Below are 16,215 nucleotides of genomic sequence, written 5' to 3' on the forward strand. Positions count from 1 at the left end.
ATGTTGTTAGAATTTACTAAAATGCATGGCCTAGGTAATGACTTTATGGTGGTTGATCTGATCAGCCAACGTGCTTATTTAGATACAGAAACAATTCAACGCTTAGCCGATCGTCATTTTGGCATTGGTTTTGATCAGCTTTTAATTGTTGAACCGCCAGATTTACCGGAAGCAGATTTTAAATATCGTATTTTTAATGCAGATGGTTCTGAAGTTGAACAATGTGGTAATGGTGTACGCTGTTTTGCTCGTTTTGTACATGAGCGCCATTTAACAACTAAAACAAGTATTACTGTCCAAACCAAAGCAGGTATTGTAAAACCTGAATTGGGACAAAATGGTTGGGTTCGCGTCAATATGGGCTACCCGAAATTTTTGCCGAATGAAATTCCATTCATTGCTGAACAACCAGAAGCTTTATATACACTTGAGTTAGCTAACGACCAGAACATTAATATTGATGTGGTCAATATGGGCAACCCCCATGCTGTCACTATTGTTCCAGATGTATTAACTGCAGATGTTGCTGGCATTGGTCCACAAGTTGAGTCACATAAACGTTTTCCTGAACGTGTTAATGCTGGCTTTATGCAAGTAATTGATGAAAAACATGTTCGCTTACGTGTATTTGAGCGTGGCGTCGGTGAAACACTTGCATGTGGCACAGGTGCTTGTGCCGCTGCGGTAAGTGGTATGCGCCGTGGCTTACTTGCGAACTCAGTTGAAGTAGAACTTGCTGGTGGTAAGCTACAAATTGAATGGCAAGAAGGAGATGTAGTTTGGATGACGGGTCCAACAACTCATGTATATGATGGGCGTTTGGATTTACGTTATTTTCAAGGCTAATAGCATTACCTAAATAGAAGCCTCTTTCATTAGCTAAAGTGATAAAAGAGGCTTTCTTTTATATGTACAATAATTTCTTAATTTTATTACTTTATAAAAATATGAATAATTTAATTTTCTTACCCGGCGCATCAGGCAGTACGACATTTTGGCATCCCTTAATTAGTAAATTAGCTCAGCATTACCAGACAAAAATTATTGGTTACCCCAGTTTTGGAGATACACCAGAATCTTCTCAGGTTAAAAATTTTGAAGAACTAACCAGTTATGTTCTTGAACAAATTCATGATGAATCTGTAATTATTGCTCAATCTATGGGTGGCATTTTTGCCGTTGCCGCAGCGCTAAAAAAACCTCATTTGGTGAAAGGGCTGGTCTTAATTGCTACTTCTGGTGGAATCAACCTTAAACGATTTAATGTGCAAGACTGGCGTGAAGCATACCGCCAAGCATTTTTAAAATATCCAGATTGGTTTATTACTACCAATGTTAACTATGAAGAGTTTCTGTCAGACATAAATGTCGAAATCTTATTAATCTGGGGTGATAACGATCCAGTGAGTCCAGTTGAAGTGGGAACATACTTAAATCAGATATTTAAAAATTCAAGGCTGCATATTGTTAGAGGTGGAGATCATCAGTTGGCAGAAAAACATGCTGATGAAGTGGCCACACAAATTAAAGATTATTTAAAAAAGATGAGGTAAGTCTTTTAGAAGTAGAAGCGTACTGTGTTAGCACGCTTTTTTTTAAATTTATCTTTTACTCAAAGCTAATTTCAAAGCAAATAACACAAAAATACTGCCTGTAATTCGGTCCATATATTTCACAAATTTGGGTTGCTTAAGATAACGTGACAGTGGCTGCATAGCTAAAATTAATAAAGTTGACCATAACATTCCAATCACCACATGAATCATTACCAGTCCCATCACCCAAGTAACTGCTGATGCTTGTGGTGGAATAAACTGCGGAAGAAATGAAATATAAAAAATACCAACTTTGGGATTAAGTAAATTACCCAAAAAACCCTTAATAAACCAATTTTGTGAAGGAGAGGTATTTGAACTATTCTCTTGCATATCTGCAAGTTGGCTACGTGGTTTTAAAATCATATTTAAACCTAGCCACGCGAGATAAGCTGCTCCCATCCATTTTAAAATATTAAAAGCTAGATCAGAAGCCATGAGCAAAGCACCCAGACCACAGGCAACCACAATTCCCCATACAATACAGCCAAGGCTAATACCTACTGCTGCTTGAAATGCTTTCGATTTACCTTCGAGAGTGGCGGTACGAATAATTAAAGTCGTATCTAAACCCGGGGTCAGTGTAAGTAAGGTAATCGCAATTAAATAAGGGATGAGTATGGTGGTCATGGCAGCAAGGTCCAATGAATACTTGGTTTAATTGTAATATATAAATTAGATCAGCATTAGGTTGTGCGGTATCAAATTTTCATGATCCCATAGTTTTTGGTACACTCAAAAAAAATGAGCAAATAAATGGAGAGCAATTTGGATTTTGCATTACAACTGCTCTCAATGTGGTTAAAAGAAAGAAAAATACAGAATCAATCTGAGCACACGATTACTGCTTATGAACGGGATGTTAAAAGCTTTCTTGAGTTCTGCGAGCACAAACAACTAGATTTGAGAAATATTGAAGCTTCAGATTTAAGAGAGTATTTAGCGCAGCGTGTCGAACAGGACCAGTTAAGTTCAAGTAGTATGCAACGTCATCTCACCTCAATTCGTCAATTTATGAAGTGGGCTGAACAAGGTAAATATCTAGAAATTAATCCTACCGACGATTTTAAGTTAAAACGCCAACCTAGACCTTTGCCAGGTATGATCGACATAGAAACGGTTAATCAAATTTTAGATCAACCTATGCCGGAAAAACCGGTTGATCAGCAATTATGGTTACGTGATAAAGCGATGCTCGAGTTACTTTACTCAAGTGGTTTACGTTTGGCTGAATTGCAAGGGTTAACAGTTAAAGATGTAGATTTTAATCGCCAACTTGTTCGTATTACTGGTAAAGGAAATAAAACCCGTATTGTACCGTTTGGGAAAAAAGCAAAAGAAAGTCTATTGAACTGGTTGAAAGTTTATAAAATTTGGAAAGGACATTTTGATCAAAATGATTCTGTTTTTATTTCCTTGCGAGGAGGAGCGCTCACTCCAAGGCAAATTGAAAAACGAGTGAAGCTTCAAGCACAACGAGCAGGTGTAAATGTCGATTTACATCCGCATTTACTTAGACATTGTTTTGCTAGCCATATGCTATCAAGTAGTGGTGATTTGCGATCAGTACAAGAAATGCTAGGCCATAGTAATTTATCTACGACACAAATTTATACGCATATTGATTTCGATCATTTGGCTCAAGTGTATGATCAAGCTCATCCAAGGGCACATAAAAACTAAAATTTAAAAATAAACTCAATAAATAGATAATTAAATTGATAAGTTTTAGCTGAATGTTGAGATCATTTGTATTTTTTTACAAATTTGTTTAAGAGAAATAAGGGAAACTACCCAATTGACAATTTTGATCTTTGAGTATTTTGTGGACGACTGGGTCTAAAAAACGTCGGATTTATGGTTTTTAAAAGTAATCTTATGTTTCTAGCTAATATGCTAAATAAGATAAAAAGATAATAAAAATCAATGTATAAAATAGAGTTTAAAAAGAATAAAATAGGCCCTCATAGCAGTCTAAAATTTTTTTATGAACTGATGATTTCATTTTTTTTGTGCTGTTCCAGAAAATTGTGACTTGACCGAAATGCCAAACACATTGCAAGATAGGGTACCTAAAAAATTTTAATTGAAGAGTTAATATACTTTTCTCAACATTTACTTTTGCTAGAACAGCCGAGGATTACATGAAGGCTCTTGTTGCTGTAAAACGCGTGGTTGATGCCAACGTTAAAGTTCGTGTTAAGCCGGACAATAGTGGGGTTGACCTTACCAACGTAAAAATGTCAATTAACCCATTTTGTGAAATCGCAGTGGAAGAAGCGGTTCGCTTAAAAGAAAAAGGAACAGTATCAGAAATCGTTGTTGTTTCTGTTGGTCCTAAAGAAGCTCAAGAACAAATCCGTTCTGCAATGGCTCTAGGCGCAGACCGTGGTATTTTGGTTGAAACTACTGATGAAATTGGTGCTTTAGAAGTTGCTAAAATTTTAAAAGGTGTTGTTGAAGCTGAAAAACCAGAACTTATCCTTCTTGGTAAACAAGCAATTGATGATGACTCTAACCAAGTAGGTCAAATGCTTGGTGCATTATTAGGTGCAGGTCAAGGTACATTCGCTTCTGAAGTGAAAGTTGATGGCGGTAAAGTACAAGTGACTCGTGAAGTTGACGGTGGCTTACAAACTGTTGAACTTACACTTCCTGCAATCATCACGACTGACTTGCGTTTGAACGAGCCACGTTATGCAGCATTGCCTAACATCATGAAAGCTCGTAAAAAACCGCTTGATACTAAATCTCCTGCTGATTACGGTGTTACAGCTGGTACTAAGCTTAAAACTGTTAAAGTTGAAGCTCCAGCAGAACGTAAAGCTGGCGTACAAGTGAAATCTGTAGATGAGCTTGTAGAAAAATTGAAAAATGAAGCGAAAGTGATCTAATACGGAAGGATAAAATCATGAGTATTTTAGTTATCGCTGACCACAACAACCAAGTACTTAACGGTGCTACTTTAAACGTTGTTGCTGCAGCACAAAAAATCGGTGGTGATATTACTGTATTAGTTGCTGGTTCCGGTGCTCAAGCAGTTGCTGATGCTGCTGCTAAAGTTGCTGGTGTAAGCAAAGTTTTACTTGCTGACAACGCTGCTTATGCAAACCAATTAGCTGAAAACGTAGCTGGCTTAGTTGCTGACTTGGCTAAAGGTTACAAATACGTTTTAGCTGCTTCTACAACGACTGGTAAGAACATTCTTCCACGTGTTGCTGCTCTTCTTGATGTAAGCATGATCACAGATATCATTTCTGTTGAATCTGCGAACACATTCAAGCGTCCTATCTACGCTGGTAACGCGATTGCAACTGTTCAATCTGACGAAGCAATCATTGTTGGTACTGTTCGTGGTACAGCATTTGATCCAGTTGCTGCGGAAGGCGGTTCAGCTGCTGTTGAAACAGTTGGCGAAGTAAAAGATGCGGGTATTTCTCACTTCGTATCTGAAGAAATCGTTAAGCTTGATCGTCCAGAATTAACTGCGGCTCGCATCGTAGTTTCTGGTGGTCGTGGTGTAGGTTCTGGTGAGAACTACCATAAAGTACTTGATCCATTAGCTGACAAGCTTGGTGCAGCACAAGGTGCTTCACGTGCAGCAGTTGATGCGGGCTTTGTACCTAACGATTTCCAAGTTGGTCAAACTGGTAAAATCGTTGCGCCTGAGCTTTATGTTGCTGTAGGTATTTCTGGTGCGATCCAGCATTTAGCTGGTATGAAAGATTCTAAAGTTATTGTTGCAATCAACAAAGACGAAGAAGCACCAATCAACAGTGTTGCTGACTACTGGTTAGTTGGTGATTTGAACACTGTAGTACCAGAATTGGTATCTAAACTTTAATCTTTACTGATTAAAGCTAAAAAACCCTTAGTTTTTACTAGGGGTTTTTTTATTATGAATAGTGATCTGAAATGTATAACTGAGACTTTTATCTCATTTGAGGTTTGATTTTTATAGAATAAAAATCACATAGTTTTACGAAGATGAGAAGATGCTCGTTATAGCGATATGATAAGAATAATATGCAATTAAATTATACAAATATCACCAGATTGGCGGTGTAGATTCCGCACATTACACAGTGCTTTTATGCTATAGTATACAGCTATATTTTTTTCGATTTTAGTTCAGTTTCCGGAACTAAATTTTTTGCAAGATCAAGACATATAAGCAGATGGAAATTTCTATCTGTAAGAAGGAGTATGCATGAGCGTATCGGAAATCCGACCGATTGCCATTGAGGACGAACTCAAGCATTCATATTTAGATTACGCGATGAGTGTAATCGTATCTCGTGCATTGCCGGATGTGAGAGACGGTCTGAAACCTGTTCACCGTCGTGTGCTTTATGCCATGCACGAATTGGGCAATGACTATAACAAAGCCTACAAGAAATCTGCGCGTGTTGTTGGGGACGTAATCGGTAAATATCACCCTCATGGTGACTCAGCTGTTTATGAAACCATTGTACGTATGGCTCAGGACTTTAGCTTACGTTATTTATTGGTAGATGGTCAGGGTAACTTCGGTTCGATTGATGGTGATAGTGCAGCTGCAATGCGTTATACCGAAGTCCGTATGACCAAGCTTGCACACGAGCTTCTTGCAGATCTAGAAAAAGACACGGTTGACTGGGAAGATAACTATGACGGATCTGAGCGTATTCCTGAAGTACTTCCGACACGTGTTCCTAACTTGTTAATTAATGGTGCTGCTGGTATTGCCGTAGGTATGGCAACCAACATGGCACCGCATAACATGACAGAAGTTGTGAATGCGTGCTTAGCCTATGCTGACAATCCAAATATCTCGATTGAAGGATTGATGGAATATATTACTGGTCCTGACTTCCCTACAGGTGGTATTATTTACGGTAAATCAGGTATTGTTGATGCTTACCGTACAGGTAAGGGCCGCTTACATATTCGTGGTAAGTACCATTTCGAAGAAGATGAAAAGACAGGCCGTACAACGATCGTCTTTACTGAAATTCCATATCAAGTAAACAAAGCAAGAGTTATTGAACGTATTGCCGAGTTAGTGAAAGAGAAAAAACTTGAAGGTATTTCAGAACTTCGTGATGAGTCTGACAAAGAAGGTATGCGTATTGCAATTGACTTAAAGCGTGGTGAAAACGCGGAAGTCGTTGTAAATAACTTATTCTTAAATACCCAGCTTGAGAACTCATTCAGCATCAACATGGTTTGTCTTGATAACGGACAACCAAAGTTGATGAATCTGAAAGATATTATTGCGGCATTTATCCGTCACCGCCAAGAAGTTGTGACACGCCGTACCATGTTCGAACTGCGTAAAGCACGTGAACGTGGTCATATCTTAGAAGGCTTAACCGTTGCTTTAGCCAATATCGATGAAATTATCGAGACTATTAAAACTTCTGCTAACCCTGCTGAAGCGCGTGAGCGTTTACTTGCAGGTGAGTGGGCAGGTGGTGGTGTCGTTTCATTGCTTGAAAAAGCTGGCGCAATTTCTGTTCGTCCAGATGAAATCGAAGGTGAAGATCCAAATCGTCCATTTGGTTTAACTGAATCGATTTATCGTTTATCACCAACACAAGTAGGCGCAATTTTAGAATTACGTTTACACCGTTTAACAGGTCTTGAACAAGACAAATTACATGCAGAATATACTGAAATTTTAGGTCAAATCGCTGAACTTACTGCGATTTTGAATGATTTCAATTTATTGATGGCTGTAATTCGCGAAGAGTTGGCACTGGTACTACAACAGTATGGTGATGGACGTCGCACTGAAATTATTGAATCACGTATTGATTTTAGCCGTGAAGATTTAATTCCTGAAGAGCAAGTTGTATTAACAGTTTCACAAACAGGCTATGCAAAAACTCAACCACTTTCAGATTATCAGGCTCAGCGCCGTGGTGGACGTGGTAAGTCTGCAACTTCAATGAAAGATGATGACTTTATTCAACATCTCATTGTAGCTTCAAACCATGCAACTGTGCTGTGCTTTACTAACGTAGGTAAAGTATATCGTCTTCGTGTGTTTGAAGTGCCTCAAGCATCACGTGGTGCCAAAGGCCGTCCGATTGTGAACTTGTTACCTTTAGATGCGAATGAAACAGTAACAGCTATCTTGCCGTTAACTGAGTTCCCAGAAAACCATTACGTATTTATGGCGACAGCATCAGGTACGGTTAAACGTGTTGATTTAGAGCAATTCGCTAACATCCGTTCAAATGGTTTACGAGCAATCGAACTCAATGAAGAAGATACCTTAATCGGTGTTGCGATTACTGATGGTAATCAGCAAATCATGTTGTTCTCGAACGAAGGTAAGGCAATCCGTTTTGCTGAGACTGACGTACGCGCAATGGGTCGTACTGCGAAAGGTGTTCGTGGTATGCGCGTGAGCTTTGCAAGCAGCACTTTAAGTGAAGAAGATGCAGATGTTGAAAATGATGAATCAGATGACAATGACGATTCAGCAGATTCAAATTTAGTAAGCCGTATCGTATCGCTTGTAGTTGTACCTGAAACAGGTGAAGTACTGTGTGCAAGTGCCAACGGTTACGGTAAGCGTACTCCAGTAAATGACTTCCCGACCAAGAAGCGTGGCGGTAAGGGTGTAATTGCGATTAAGACAAGCGAACGTAACGGTGAGCTTGTTGGTGCAGTGTCTATTGACGAAACCAAAGAATTGTTACTTATTTCTGATGGCGGTACATTAGTTCGTACCCGTGCAGCAGAAGTTGCAATGACTGGTCGTAATGCACAAGGTGTACGTCTAATTCGCTTAAGCGAAGAAGAAACTCTAGTAGGCGTTGTTTCTATTGAGGCTGTCGAAGATGAAGAAGAGTTTCTCGAAGGCGAAGTAGATACTACTGAAACTGATAGCGAAGAAGCTGTATCAAATAATGAAGATGCTTCTGAAGACTAAGTAAAACTTAAATAAAAAAGGAAGCATAAGCTTCCTTTTTTATTTTATGAAGAAGATTTTTTAACAAGCCGATAATAAGATAAACCCACCAATATTAATCCAAGGGTTCCAAGAAAAATCAGTTTTGGTACAACCGTGGCTAATGGAACACCCATCTGATTAAGTTGCACAAACATTTGTACCGCATGTGTTGAGGGTAAACACCACGTAAACCATTGTAGCCATTCAGGGATTGCTTGATGAGGCCAAGCAGCTCCAGTTAGTAAGAATAAAGGTACAGAGCTAAACACAATAATATGTCCGGCACGTTCCGGCATATCCAAAAGTGATCCGATCAACATACCTAATCCAATCACACAACTAATAAAAATAGGAACAGCAACTAGTAAACCAGTGAAGTTTCCACCGTGTGGGTAGTCATTGAACCACAAGGTAAAACCGAAAAGATAAAAACATCCTAAACAGCCAATGGTAAATATACTTGCGAAGATTCCAGCAAAACGAACAGCTGTAATTTTTTCATGTTGCTCCCGATAGCTAGCTATTAACATTGCCAAACCTAGCACAATCGTTTGATGAATAATTAAAGATGCAACAGCCGGAAAAATATAACTTCCATATCCTGAAAGGGGATTAAATAACGGCACTTGATGAATAGAAAGCGCTGGCTGGAAGTGTGTGCGTTGTCCAAATTTTTCAATATATTCTTTTAATGTAGCTTCTATCGAGGTTGCCAGACCTAAACCAATTTCTTTAGTTTTTAAAAAGTTGGTTGTGCTTAAGTATAAGCCGATTCCACCTGTTTCTCCGCGGCGTAGGCTTTGGGTTAAGTTATTTGGTAAAAGTAAAATACCATCAGCTTTTTGCTCACGTACCATTTGTTCAGCTTGTAAAAAATTGCTGGTAACGGTAACGATATGAACATGGGGGCTATTTGCACTTTGGCCAATCAATTGAGAAGTTAAGAGGCTTTGCTCTTCATCGACAATCACGATTGGAATAGATTCTGCACGCTCAGCTTTATAGGCGGTAGGATAAAAAAAGCTATAAAGAATCACCGATAAAATTAGCGTTGTGAAAACTGAGCTATTACTTACAATATCTTTAAATGTTTGCCCATAAGCCTTAAAGAATTCTTTCATTGCGTTGCCCCTCGAACTAATTTTTTAAGCAATAGACAACTTAAAAAGAAGTAAATCAGGCAATAACCGATAAGTATTAAAAAAGGAATCATTGAAATGAAAACTGGACTGCCGATCACCCATTGTTCGGTTTGAAGCTTGGCATAAGGAGTATAAGGAATAATGAGTGACCAAAACTTGGTGAAAATAGGGGCATTATTTAAAGGTAACGTAACGCCTGCGAAACTTAAAGAAGAGCCGCCATATACTGCGATAAAGCCAAAAGTTTTACTTAAATTTTTGGTTGCAAGAATGACGGTGCTACTAATCAAAGCATAGGCAAAATAAAGTAAAAACTGTGCACATAACAATAAACTAAGAGAACCTGCTACGAACCAGCCACGGATTTCGACTAGCCAAAACATCCATACCCATGTCCATGCACAAAATATAAGGCTATAAAGCAGATTTTTAGCCAATAAGCCTTGAATAAAACTTTCTCGGTTTACCCATGCTGTTAATGTGCCTCGTTTAAGTTCTTGTCCAATAGCAAAGGCAACACAGCAACATAACAATAAGTGCAATACAGCAGGAACCATGAAAGGTTCTAAGTAAAACTCATAGCTCATACTTGGATTATAAAGCGTTGAGATTTTTACATGAGCCGTAGGAACATCTAAATAGGGAATACTATTTACAAGATAACTTTGACCAGCATAGTCTGCTAAAGCATTGAGGGTACTGATCAGCATTGCTGAAGAAATGGTGTTTCCGACACTAAAAAAAGACTGATTAAATGCAATGCTGATTTGAGCATCTTGTGCTTTAACGAAGCGCTTTTCAGCACCGTCTGGAATAAAAACATAACCCCATATTTTGGTTTCATTGAGTAGTTGTTCAGCCTCAGCAGAGCTTGCCGTAATTGTTTTAATGTCTACTGTATGATTCAACAAAAGATACTTTTCAATATTACGGCTGAGTTCACTTTGGTCCTGATCAATAATTGCGATTGGTAAGTGTTCAGCTTTACCTGCGTAAAACATGCTGCTAAACATGAAAATGATAAAAGCAGGGATAAGTGTCACCATACACAAATCCCATTTATTGCTTTTTAGATAGTTTAGTTCCCGTAATATACTGGCAAACATGCTTTATTTTTCTTCTTTAATTTTAAATAGAACACTCATACCAACCTTTAAATCCTTTACAGGACTTTCAGGTACCAGATGTAATTTGAAGCTACGAATATCATAGCCTCCAGTTTGGCGAGTCGTTTTAATGGTGGCAAATTCACCTTCAGCATCAATATTCTTGATTTTAAAATTCACATTCTGATTAAGAGCAGGTATGAATCCTTCAAGGGTTTTATTTTTATAAACAGAGGCATATTGATTTTCACCCACGTTTAAACTCACCCATAAATCATCATCTTCTAAAATGCTGACAACAGGCACGCCCATAGCGACTAATTCAGAAGGCTTACCATAAGTTTTTGAAACTGTGCCTGAAATCGGAGAGAGTAAGCGTGTCTCTTCCTCTAAAGCTTTTGCTTCAGCTACTGCAGCTTTTGCAATTTCAACCTGTGCATCTGCTGTAGATTTTTGTTGGCTGGTACTGCCGCGTTTAGCACGAGCATATTGTTGATAAGAGGCCTCACTTAATTCTTGAGCAGAGGTCTGTGCAGCAAGCATTTCATCTCGTCTTTGACGTGAAATGACGCCTTGTCTATATAAATTTTCACCGCGTTGGTAAGTAGTTTTTGCAAGGTTTGCTTGTGCTTTCGTGCTTTGCCAGTTGGCATAAAGAGTATCGATATTTTCTTGTTGCGAACCGCGGTCTACCGTAGATTGAAATGCTAAAGCCGATTGTAAGGTAGCCAAGGCTTGTTGCTTTTTAGCTTCTATTTCCGGGCTAATCAAACGAACAAGTGGCTGACCTTTGGAAATTTTCTGGCCTTCTTGTACATAAATTTCTTCAATACGACTTGGAACTTTTGTACTTACGTGAATAGTTTCAGCTTCAACTCGGCCTTGAAGTTCAATAGGTTTCAGCTGATAACTTTTCCACAAACCAAAAATAATTAAACCTAATAGGGCAATAATAACTACACCAATAATCAGTTTAATTTTAGAGTTTTTAGGGGGTTTTTGACCATCTTTATTTGTGTTTGATTCTTGATGGTCACTAACTTGATCATCTTTTTGAACTGGGTTGGTTTCTGCCGTATCCGCAACAGGAGCATCTTGTTCTGAATGAGCTGAGTCTTGATTCATTTTATACTCCCATTAACGAATATAGTCGGTATGTGGTTGATTAACGTAAGCTTTAAACTCATCAATTGAGCCGTGACTTTGAAGTAAAGTCGCGAGTGACATGACATATTTATAAGCATTTAAAGCCATTTCAGTTTTTAACGCACTTAATGCATTTTGTGCATCAATCACTTGGGTTGCTGTACCCATTCCTTCACGGAAAGAAAGCTCTTGGATACGTAGGTTTTCTTGAGCGGCATTTACGTTTCTTTGTAAAAGCTGATGACTTTGTTGAGCAGAGTTAAGCTCGTTATATGATTTATTCAAAAGTGCTTCAATCTCTTGTTTAGTTCGTTCAGTCATGAGCTCTGAAGCGTAGCGCTTCAATTCGGCAGCATGAATATTCTTATTTTTATCTACCCCAGAGAATAGGTTGTATTTTGCCATTACACCGACAATCCAGTTTTCATTTTCATCAAGCGCATATTCACCAAATGCAAATAGACTTGGTTTTTTTGCTGCTTGTTGAGCTTGAATATTTACGTTAGCCAATTGAGTATCCATCTGCATTTTTTGTACAAGGCTAGATTTTTGTGAATAACTGGTTAAAAGTGATTCTAGAGACTGGGTTGGAGTGTTGTTTACAAATAAAGGTGTACTTAAATCTACATTATTTTGTTGATGTAAAAGATTATTAAGACTAAAGCGGCTGGCATTTAAGTTAGCTTGAGCATTTTGTAAAGTACGTTCTGCATTATTACGAGCTACTTCAAACTGCATGCGTTGCCCTTTACTAATAAATCCTTGTTGTTCGAGCTTTAGGGCATTGCTGTAATGTTTTTGCATTGCATTAAAGTTAAATAAGCTACTTGCAACCAGCTGCTGCTGTAACTGCACATTAAAGTAACTTTGTACTACTTCAAATCGCTGTATATCTTGTTGTTGTTGGCTTGAAAGTTCAGAGCGCTGTGCTTGTATATTTGCTAATTTTTTAGCGCTGCTAGTTAAGCCGCCTGTATAGAGTGGCATTACGACTGAAATAGAAGGGCGTACCACCTGATCTTCGATAGTCAGGTTTGCGTAATCAGGAAAGCGATTTATACCATCATGTATGGTTTGGTTTGCACCTTCTTGAACTTGTCCCAGCACATCTGATGGAATGACATTGTTCCACTGTGAAAGTTTGTCATTTAGTCCTTGGCTTAAATCATTCTCAAGTTTTTGTTTAAAAGCCCCAAGAGGTACATCTGTTTCACTATGAAAAGCGTAGGCTCTGACATTCAAATCAACTCTAGGTAATCCGAGGCCCTTTACTGCTTCAGCTTCTAATTGAGATGCTTGCTGTAATGCTTGGTTGGCTTGAGTACTATATGAACTTTTCAAAGCTTGTTGTTCTGCTTCAGCATAACTTAAGCTTCCAGCGTATAAATGATTAGTGAAAAAAAAGCCTAAAGCCAAAGCAAGATGTTTTGGTTTAAATGAAAAGGGAAAAATAGAATGTCTATATCGGTGTGTTGGCATTTTAAATAACAATTTTTGGCATCCCTTATAGTTTAAATTTCTTGTTATTAAATTCAATTATCATCTTGTTTATTATACATTTGTATAAAAACATGGTGGTTTTTAGCTCCTTTAATTATTGAATTTACTAAGCCAATATTTTTGTAATAGCTATCAAGGTATGTGAAATGATAATCACAAGTCAAGTTGATCTTTTTGCTTAAAAAATTTTTTAAATGATGAAACTGGTCATTAAAACTAAAGAAATAACTGCCACAATAATTGAAAAAATAAACCTAAATACAGTCCAGCATTGAAATATTTACTTGAGAAGCTGCTGCAAGCTTAAGCAATCTGTGGTTAAATGCCATTTTTATTGTGTTTGACTTTATACAAGGGAAAAATCATGCGCGCGTACAATTTCTGTGCTGGTCCTGCTGCATTACCTACTGCCGTTTTAGAAAAAGCTCAACAAGAATTGTTGGATTGGCAGGGTAAAGGTCTATCCATCATGGAAATGAGTCACCGTAGTGCTGACTATGTTGCTGTGGCTGAAAAAGCTGAAGCAGATTTACGCAAGTTAATGAACATTCCAGAAAACTATAAAGTACTGTTTTTACAAGGCGGTGCGTCATTACAATTTTCTGCGATTCCTTTAAACCTTTTAGGTAAGAACAGTAAAGCCGATTATATTCACACCGGCATCTGGTCTGAAAAAGCGTTAAAAGAAGCAAAACGTTATGGCGATATTAATGTTGTAGAAGCTGGCATTAAAGTAGATGGCAAGTTCGCAATTTCTGAACAAAGTGAATGGAATTTATCTGACGATGCAGCATATGTACATTATGCGGATAATGAAACGATTGGTGGCTTACAGTTCGCAGGAATTCCTGATGTAAAGGCTCCACTTGTTTGTGACTATTCATCAAGTATTTTATCTGCTCCATTAGATGTGACCAAGTTTGGTTTAATCTATGCTGGCGCACAAAAAAATATTGGTCCTGCTGGTTTAACAATTGTCATTATTCGTGATGACTTACTTGATCAAGCTAAACCAGAAATTCCAAGTATTTTAAAATATGGTGACCAAGCCAAAAATGGTTCTATGGTAAATACGCCATCGACTTACGCTTGGTACTTGTCTGGTTTGGTATTTGAGTGGTTGCTAGAGCAGGGTGGGGTAGAGGCGATCCATAAAGTGAACCTTGAAAAAGCTCAGTTGTTATATGGTTATATCGACTCAAGCGATTTCTACAATAACCCGATCGCAATTCCAAACCGTTCAATTATGAATGTACCGTTTACCTTGGCAGATGAAGCTTTGGAAAAGCAATTCTTAAAAGAAGCGGAAGCTAATCACTTGTTGAATTTAGCTGGACACCGTTCTGTAGGTGGTATGCGTGCAAGTATTTATAATGCCGTACCATTAGAAGGCGTACAGGCTTTAATCAAATTTATGGATGATTTTGCAAAGCGCAATGGTTAAGCAAATCAAATAAATAAAGCCCTCAAATGAGGGCTTTATTTATTGAATAAGTTATAAATTAAAAAGGCACTAAACCAAACTGGTGCATGAATATGGCAGCTAAGAACATACCCAAGACAAAAAAGCAAAACGCACCAGTATCGACCTTTACGCGCAGGCTACTGGATTGAATGAGGCTGGTAGTTTGTTCGGGTATAATCTTCATTCAATAACCTAATTATTAAAATATTAGTGAAATTCAATTAGTTTCACCCTTTTTAGCACAAATAGTCGCCTGAATCCAGATATTACCGCGAATATATTCGCCAATATTAAAGTTTTTATACAAATCGTTTTTGGTTGCAATGCGCACTAATATGGCAGGAAGATCATCTTCTAAAACCAAAGTAACATCATAAAGGGTATATTCTGCCCCCATAAATGTCATAGAGGTTTTGCCAACAATATTACCTTGGAACCAGGCTTCATCTTCTTGACCAAGATTTTCGCCATATAAATAAGCGACCATTTTAGAAAAATCAACGGTTACAGGTTCTTGATCTTCTGGACTTTTTGGCTGCCATTCATTAATGAGTTCCTGTAAGTTTTCAGGAGCAACACCATTATGTTCAGTTAAAATTGCATTTAATGCACGGTGATGTTTAATAGAAGCTGGGTCATCAACAATGATTTTTTCACCTGCTGGAACAGGTTCTAATTCATAAGCCCATGCATTAAATTGGACTTGATAGTTTTGATTTTTGTCATATTGACAGTAGTTAACACTAAATAAATTATCAAATGCATAAACAGTTGTATTTTTATTTAGTCTTAAACTTAACACGGCTTGTGTAGCAGAGTCGCAAGTAATGATGCGTTCAATTTTTGCATTATATTGGTACGGACTTTCAAAACTTGGGAAGGCTGTTTTAAGCGCACGAGGTTTTTGGTTTTCAACAGCAATAATTTGATTGATGGTAACTTTTTGGTCTTGTGGACCTTGAATGAGCCAAAAAGATTGGTCCATGTCTTCTTCATGTTCACACAAACCCATTGGCATTACAGGTGCATCAAGTGCCAGTCCTAACCATTTTGGTACATCTGTTTCGGGATGGGACGTCAATAGATTCCAATGTTCTCCATGACTACCAAAATTTTGGTCATTTACTTTAATAACTTCTGGACTGTTTTGATTTTTCATAAGCACGATGCTGTTGGGTTCACATTACTTGTTATATTAAATCGAGGGTGTTTGCTATTTTTCAAGTCACCATATGTAAATTCTCTTGTAAAAGCGCGTATTTAGTCATTTAAAGAGAAGCGGCGTTTCTATTTATAAGTTAAAAGTAAGTTTAAT

General features: G+C 37.9%; 13 protein-coding genes. 7 read left to right on the plus strand and 6 right to left on the minus strand.

The genetic code is table 11. The annotated features are described in order from the left end of the window. Both dapF and KIP84_RS04450 read left to right on the plus strand, forming a co-directional pair. Window positions 1-846 carry a diaminopimelate epimerase gene (gene dapF, locus KIP84_RS04445; protein WP_002118553.1) on the plus strand — a complete coding sequence of 282 codons (846 nt, stop codon included), beginning with the start codon at window positions 1-3 and terminating at the stop codon, window positions 844-846. 101 nt (window positions 847-947) lie between these two features. Then, window positions 948-1,553, plus strand: a complete 606-nt coding sequence (locus tag KIP84_RS04450) for an alpha/beta hydrolase (protein WP_213689818.1) — start codon at window positions 948-950, stop codon at window positions 1,551-1,553. A 48-nt stretch (window positions 1,554-1,601) separates the two neighbouring features. On the opposite strand, the gene KIP84_RS04455 is transcribed toward KIP84_RS04450, so the two are convergent. Next, window positions 1,602-2,225, minus strand: a complete 624-nt coding sequence (locus KIP84_RS04455) for a LysE family translocator (protein ID WP_213689393.1) — start codon at window positions 2,223-2,225, stop codon at window positions 1,602-1,604. 165 nt (window positions 2,226-2,390) lie between these two features. On the opposite strand from KIP84_RS04455, the gene xerA reads away from it, so the two are divergent. The 4 genes from xerA (at window position 2,391) to gyrA (ending at window position 8,520) form a co-directional block, all read left to right on the plus strand. Beyond that, on the plus strand, window positions 2,391-3,278 hold the full coding sequence (gene xerA / locus KIP84_RS04460) for a site-specific tyrosine recombinase/integron integrase (protein WP_014207413.1): 888 nt from the start codon (window positions 2,391-2,393) through the stop codon (window positions 3,276-3,278). Between the two features lie 461 nt (window positions 3,279-3,739). Next, window positions 3,740-4,489, plus strand: a complete 750-nt coding sequence (locus KIP84_RS04465; RefSeq protein ID WP_002118903.1) for an electron transfer flavoprotein subunit beta/FixA family protein — start codon at window positions 3,740-3,742, stop codon at window positions 4,487-4,489. Window positions 4,490-4,506: 17 nt separating this feature from the next. Continuing rightward, on the plus strand, window positions 4,507-5,439 hold the full coding sequence (locus KIP84_RS04470) for an FAD-binding protein (protein WP_002118921.1): 933 nt from the start codon (window positions 4,507-4,509) through the stop codon (window positions 5,437-5,439). Between the two features lie 366 nt (window positions 5,440-5,805). Then, on the plus strand, window positions 5,806-8,520 hold the full coding sequence (gene gyrA / locus KIP84_RS04475) for a DNA gyrase subunit A (protein WP_032007057.1): 2,715 nt from the start codon (window positions 5,806-5,808) through the stop codon (window positions 8,518-8,520). A gap of 44 nt (window positions 8,521-8,564) precedes the next feature. Here the strand turns inward: gyrA and KIP84_RS04480 are convergent, their stop codons facing one another. From KIP84_RS04480 to KIP84_RS04495, 4 genes are read right to left on the minus strand one after another with little or no spacing between them, the layout of a single operon-like run. Next, entirely contained in the window at window positions 8,565-9,662 is a 1,098-nt protein-coding gene (locus KIP84_RS04480) for an ABC transporter permease (RefSeq protein ID WP_213689394.1), read from the minus strand. Continuing rightward, complete coding sequence (locus KIP84_RS04485) at window positions 9,659-10,789, minus strand: ABC transporter permease (protein ID WP_213074143.1); 1,131 nt, start codon at window positions 10,787-10,789, stop codon at window positions 9,659-9,661. Before KIP84_RS04485 ends, KIP84_RS04480 begins: the two co-directional genes overlap by 4 nt. A 3-nt stretch (window positions 10,790-10,792) precedes the next feature. Beyond that, window positions 10,793-11,914, minus strand: a complete 1,122-nt coding sequence (locus tag KIP84_RS04490; RefSeq protein WP_213689395.1) for an efflux RND transporter periplasmic adaptor subunit — start codon at window positions 11,912-11,914, stop codon at window positions 10,793-10,795. Window positions 11,915-11,926: 12 nt separating this feature from the next. Further along, window positions 11,927-13,414: a TolC family protein gene (locus KIP84_RS04495; protein ID WP_213689396.1), complete on the minus strand. Its 1,488-nt coding sequence runs from the start codon at window positions 13,412-13,414 to the stop codon at window positions 11,927-11,929. 385 nt (window positions 13,415-13,799) lie between these two features. Between KIP84_RS04495 and serC the strand changes: the two genes are divergently transcribed. After that, the gene (gene serC / locus KIP84_RS04500) at window positions 13,800-14,879 is read left to right on the plus strand and encodes a 3-phosphoserine/phosphohydroxythreonine transaminase (protein WP_032007064.1); all 1,080 of its coding nucleotides are present in this window, start codon (window positions 13,800-13,802) and stop codon (window positions 14,877-14,879) included. 238 nt (window positions 14,880-15,117) lie between these two features. On the opposite strand, the gene KIP84_RS04505 is transcribed toward serC, so the two are convergent. Beyond that, a complete protein-coding gene (locus KIP84_RS04505; protein ID WP_068556679.1) occupies window positions 15,118-16,059 on the minus strand; it encodes a hypothetical protein in 942 nt (313 codons plus the stop codon). Between the last annotated feature and the right edge of the window lie 156 nt (window positions 16,060-16,215).

This window comes from Acinetobacter sp. BHS4 (genome assembly GCF_018454425.1).
GTDB lineage: Bacteria > Pseudomonadota > Gammaproteobacteria > Pseudomonadales > Moraxellaceae > Acinetobacter > Acinetobacter pittii.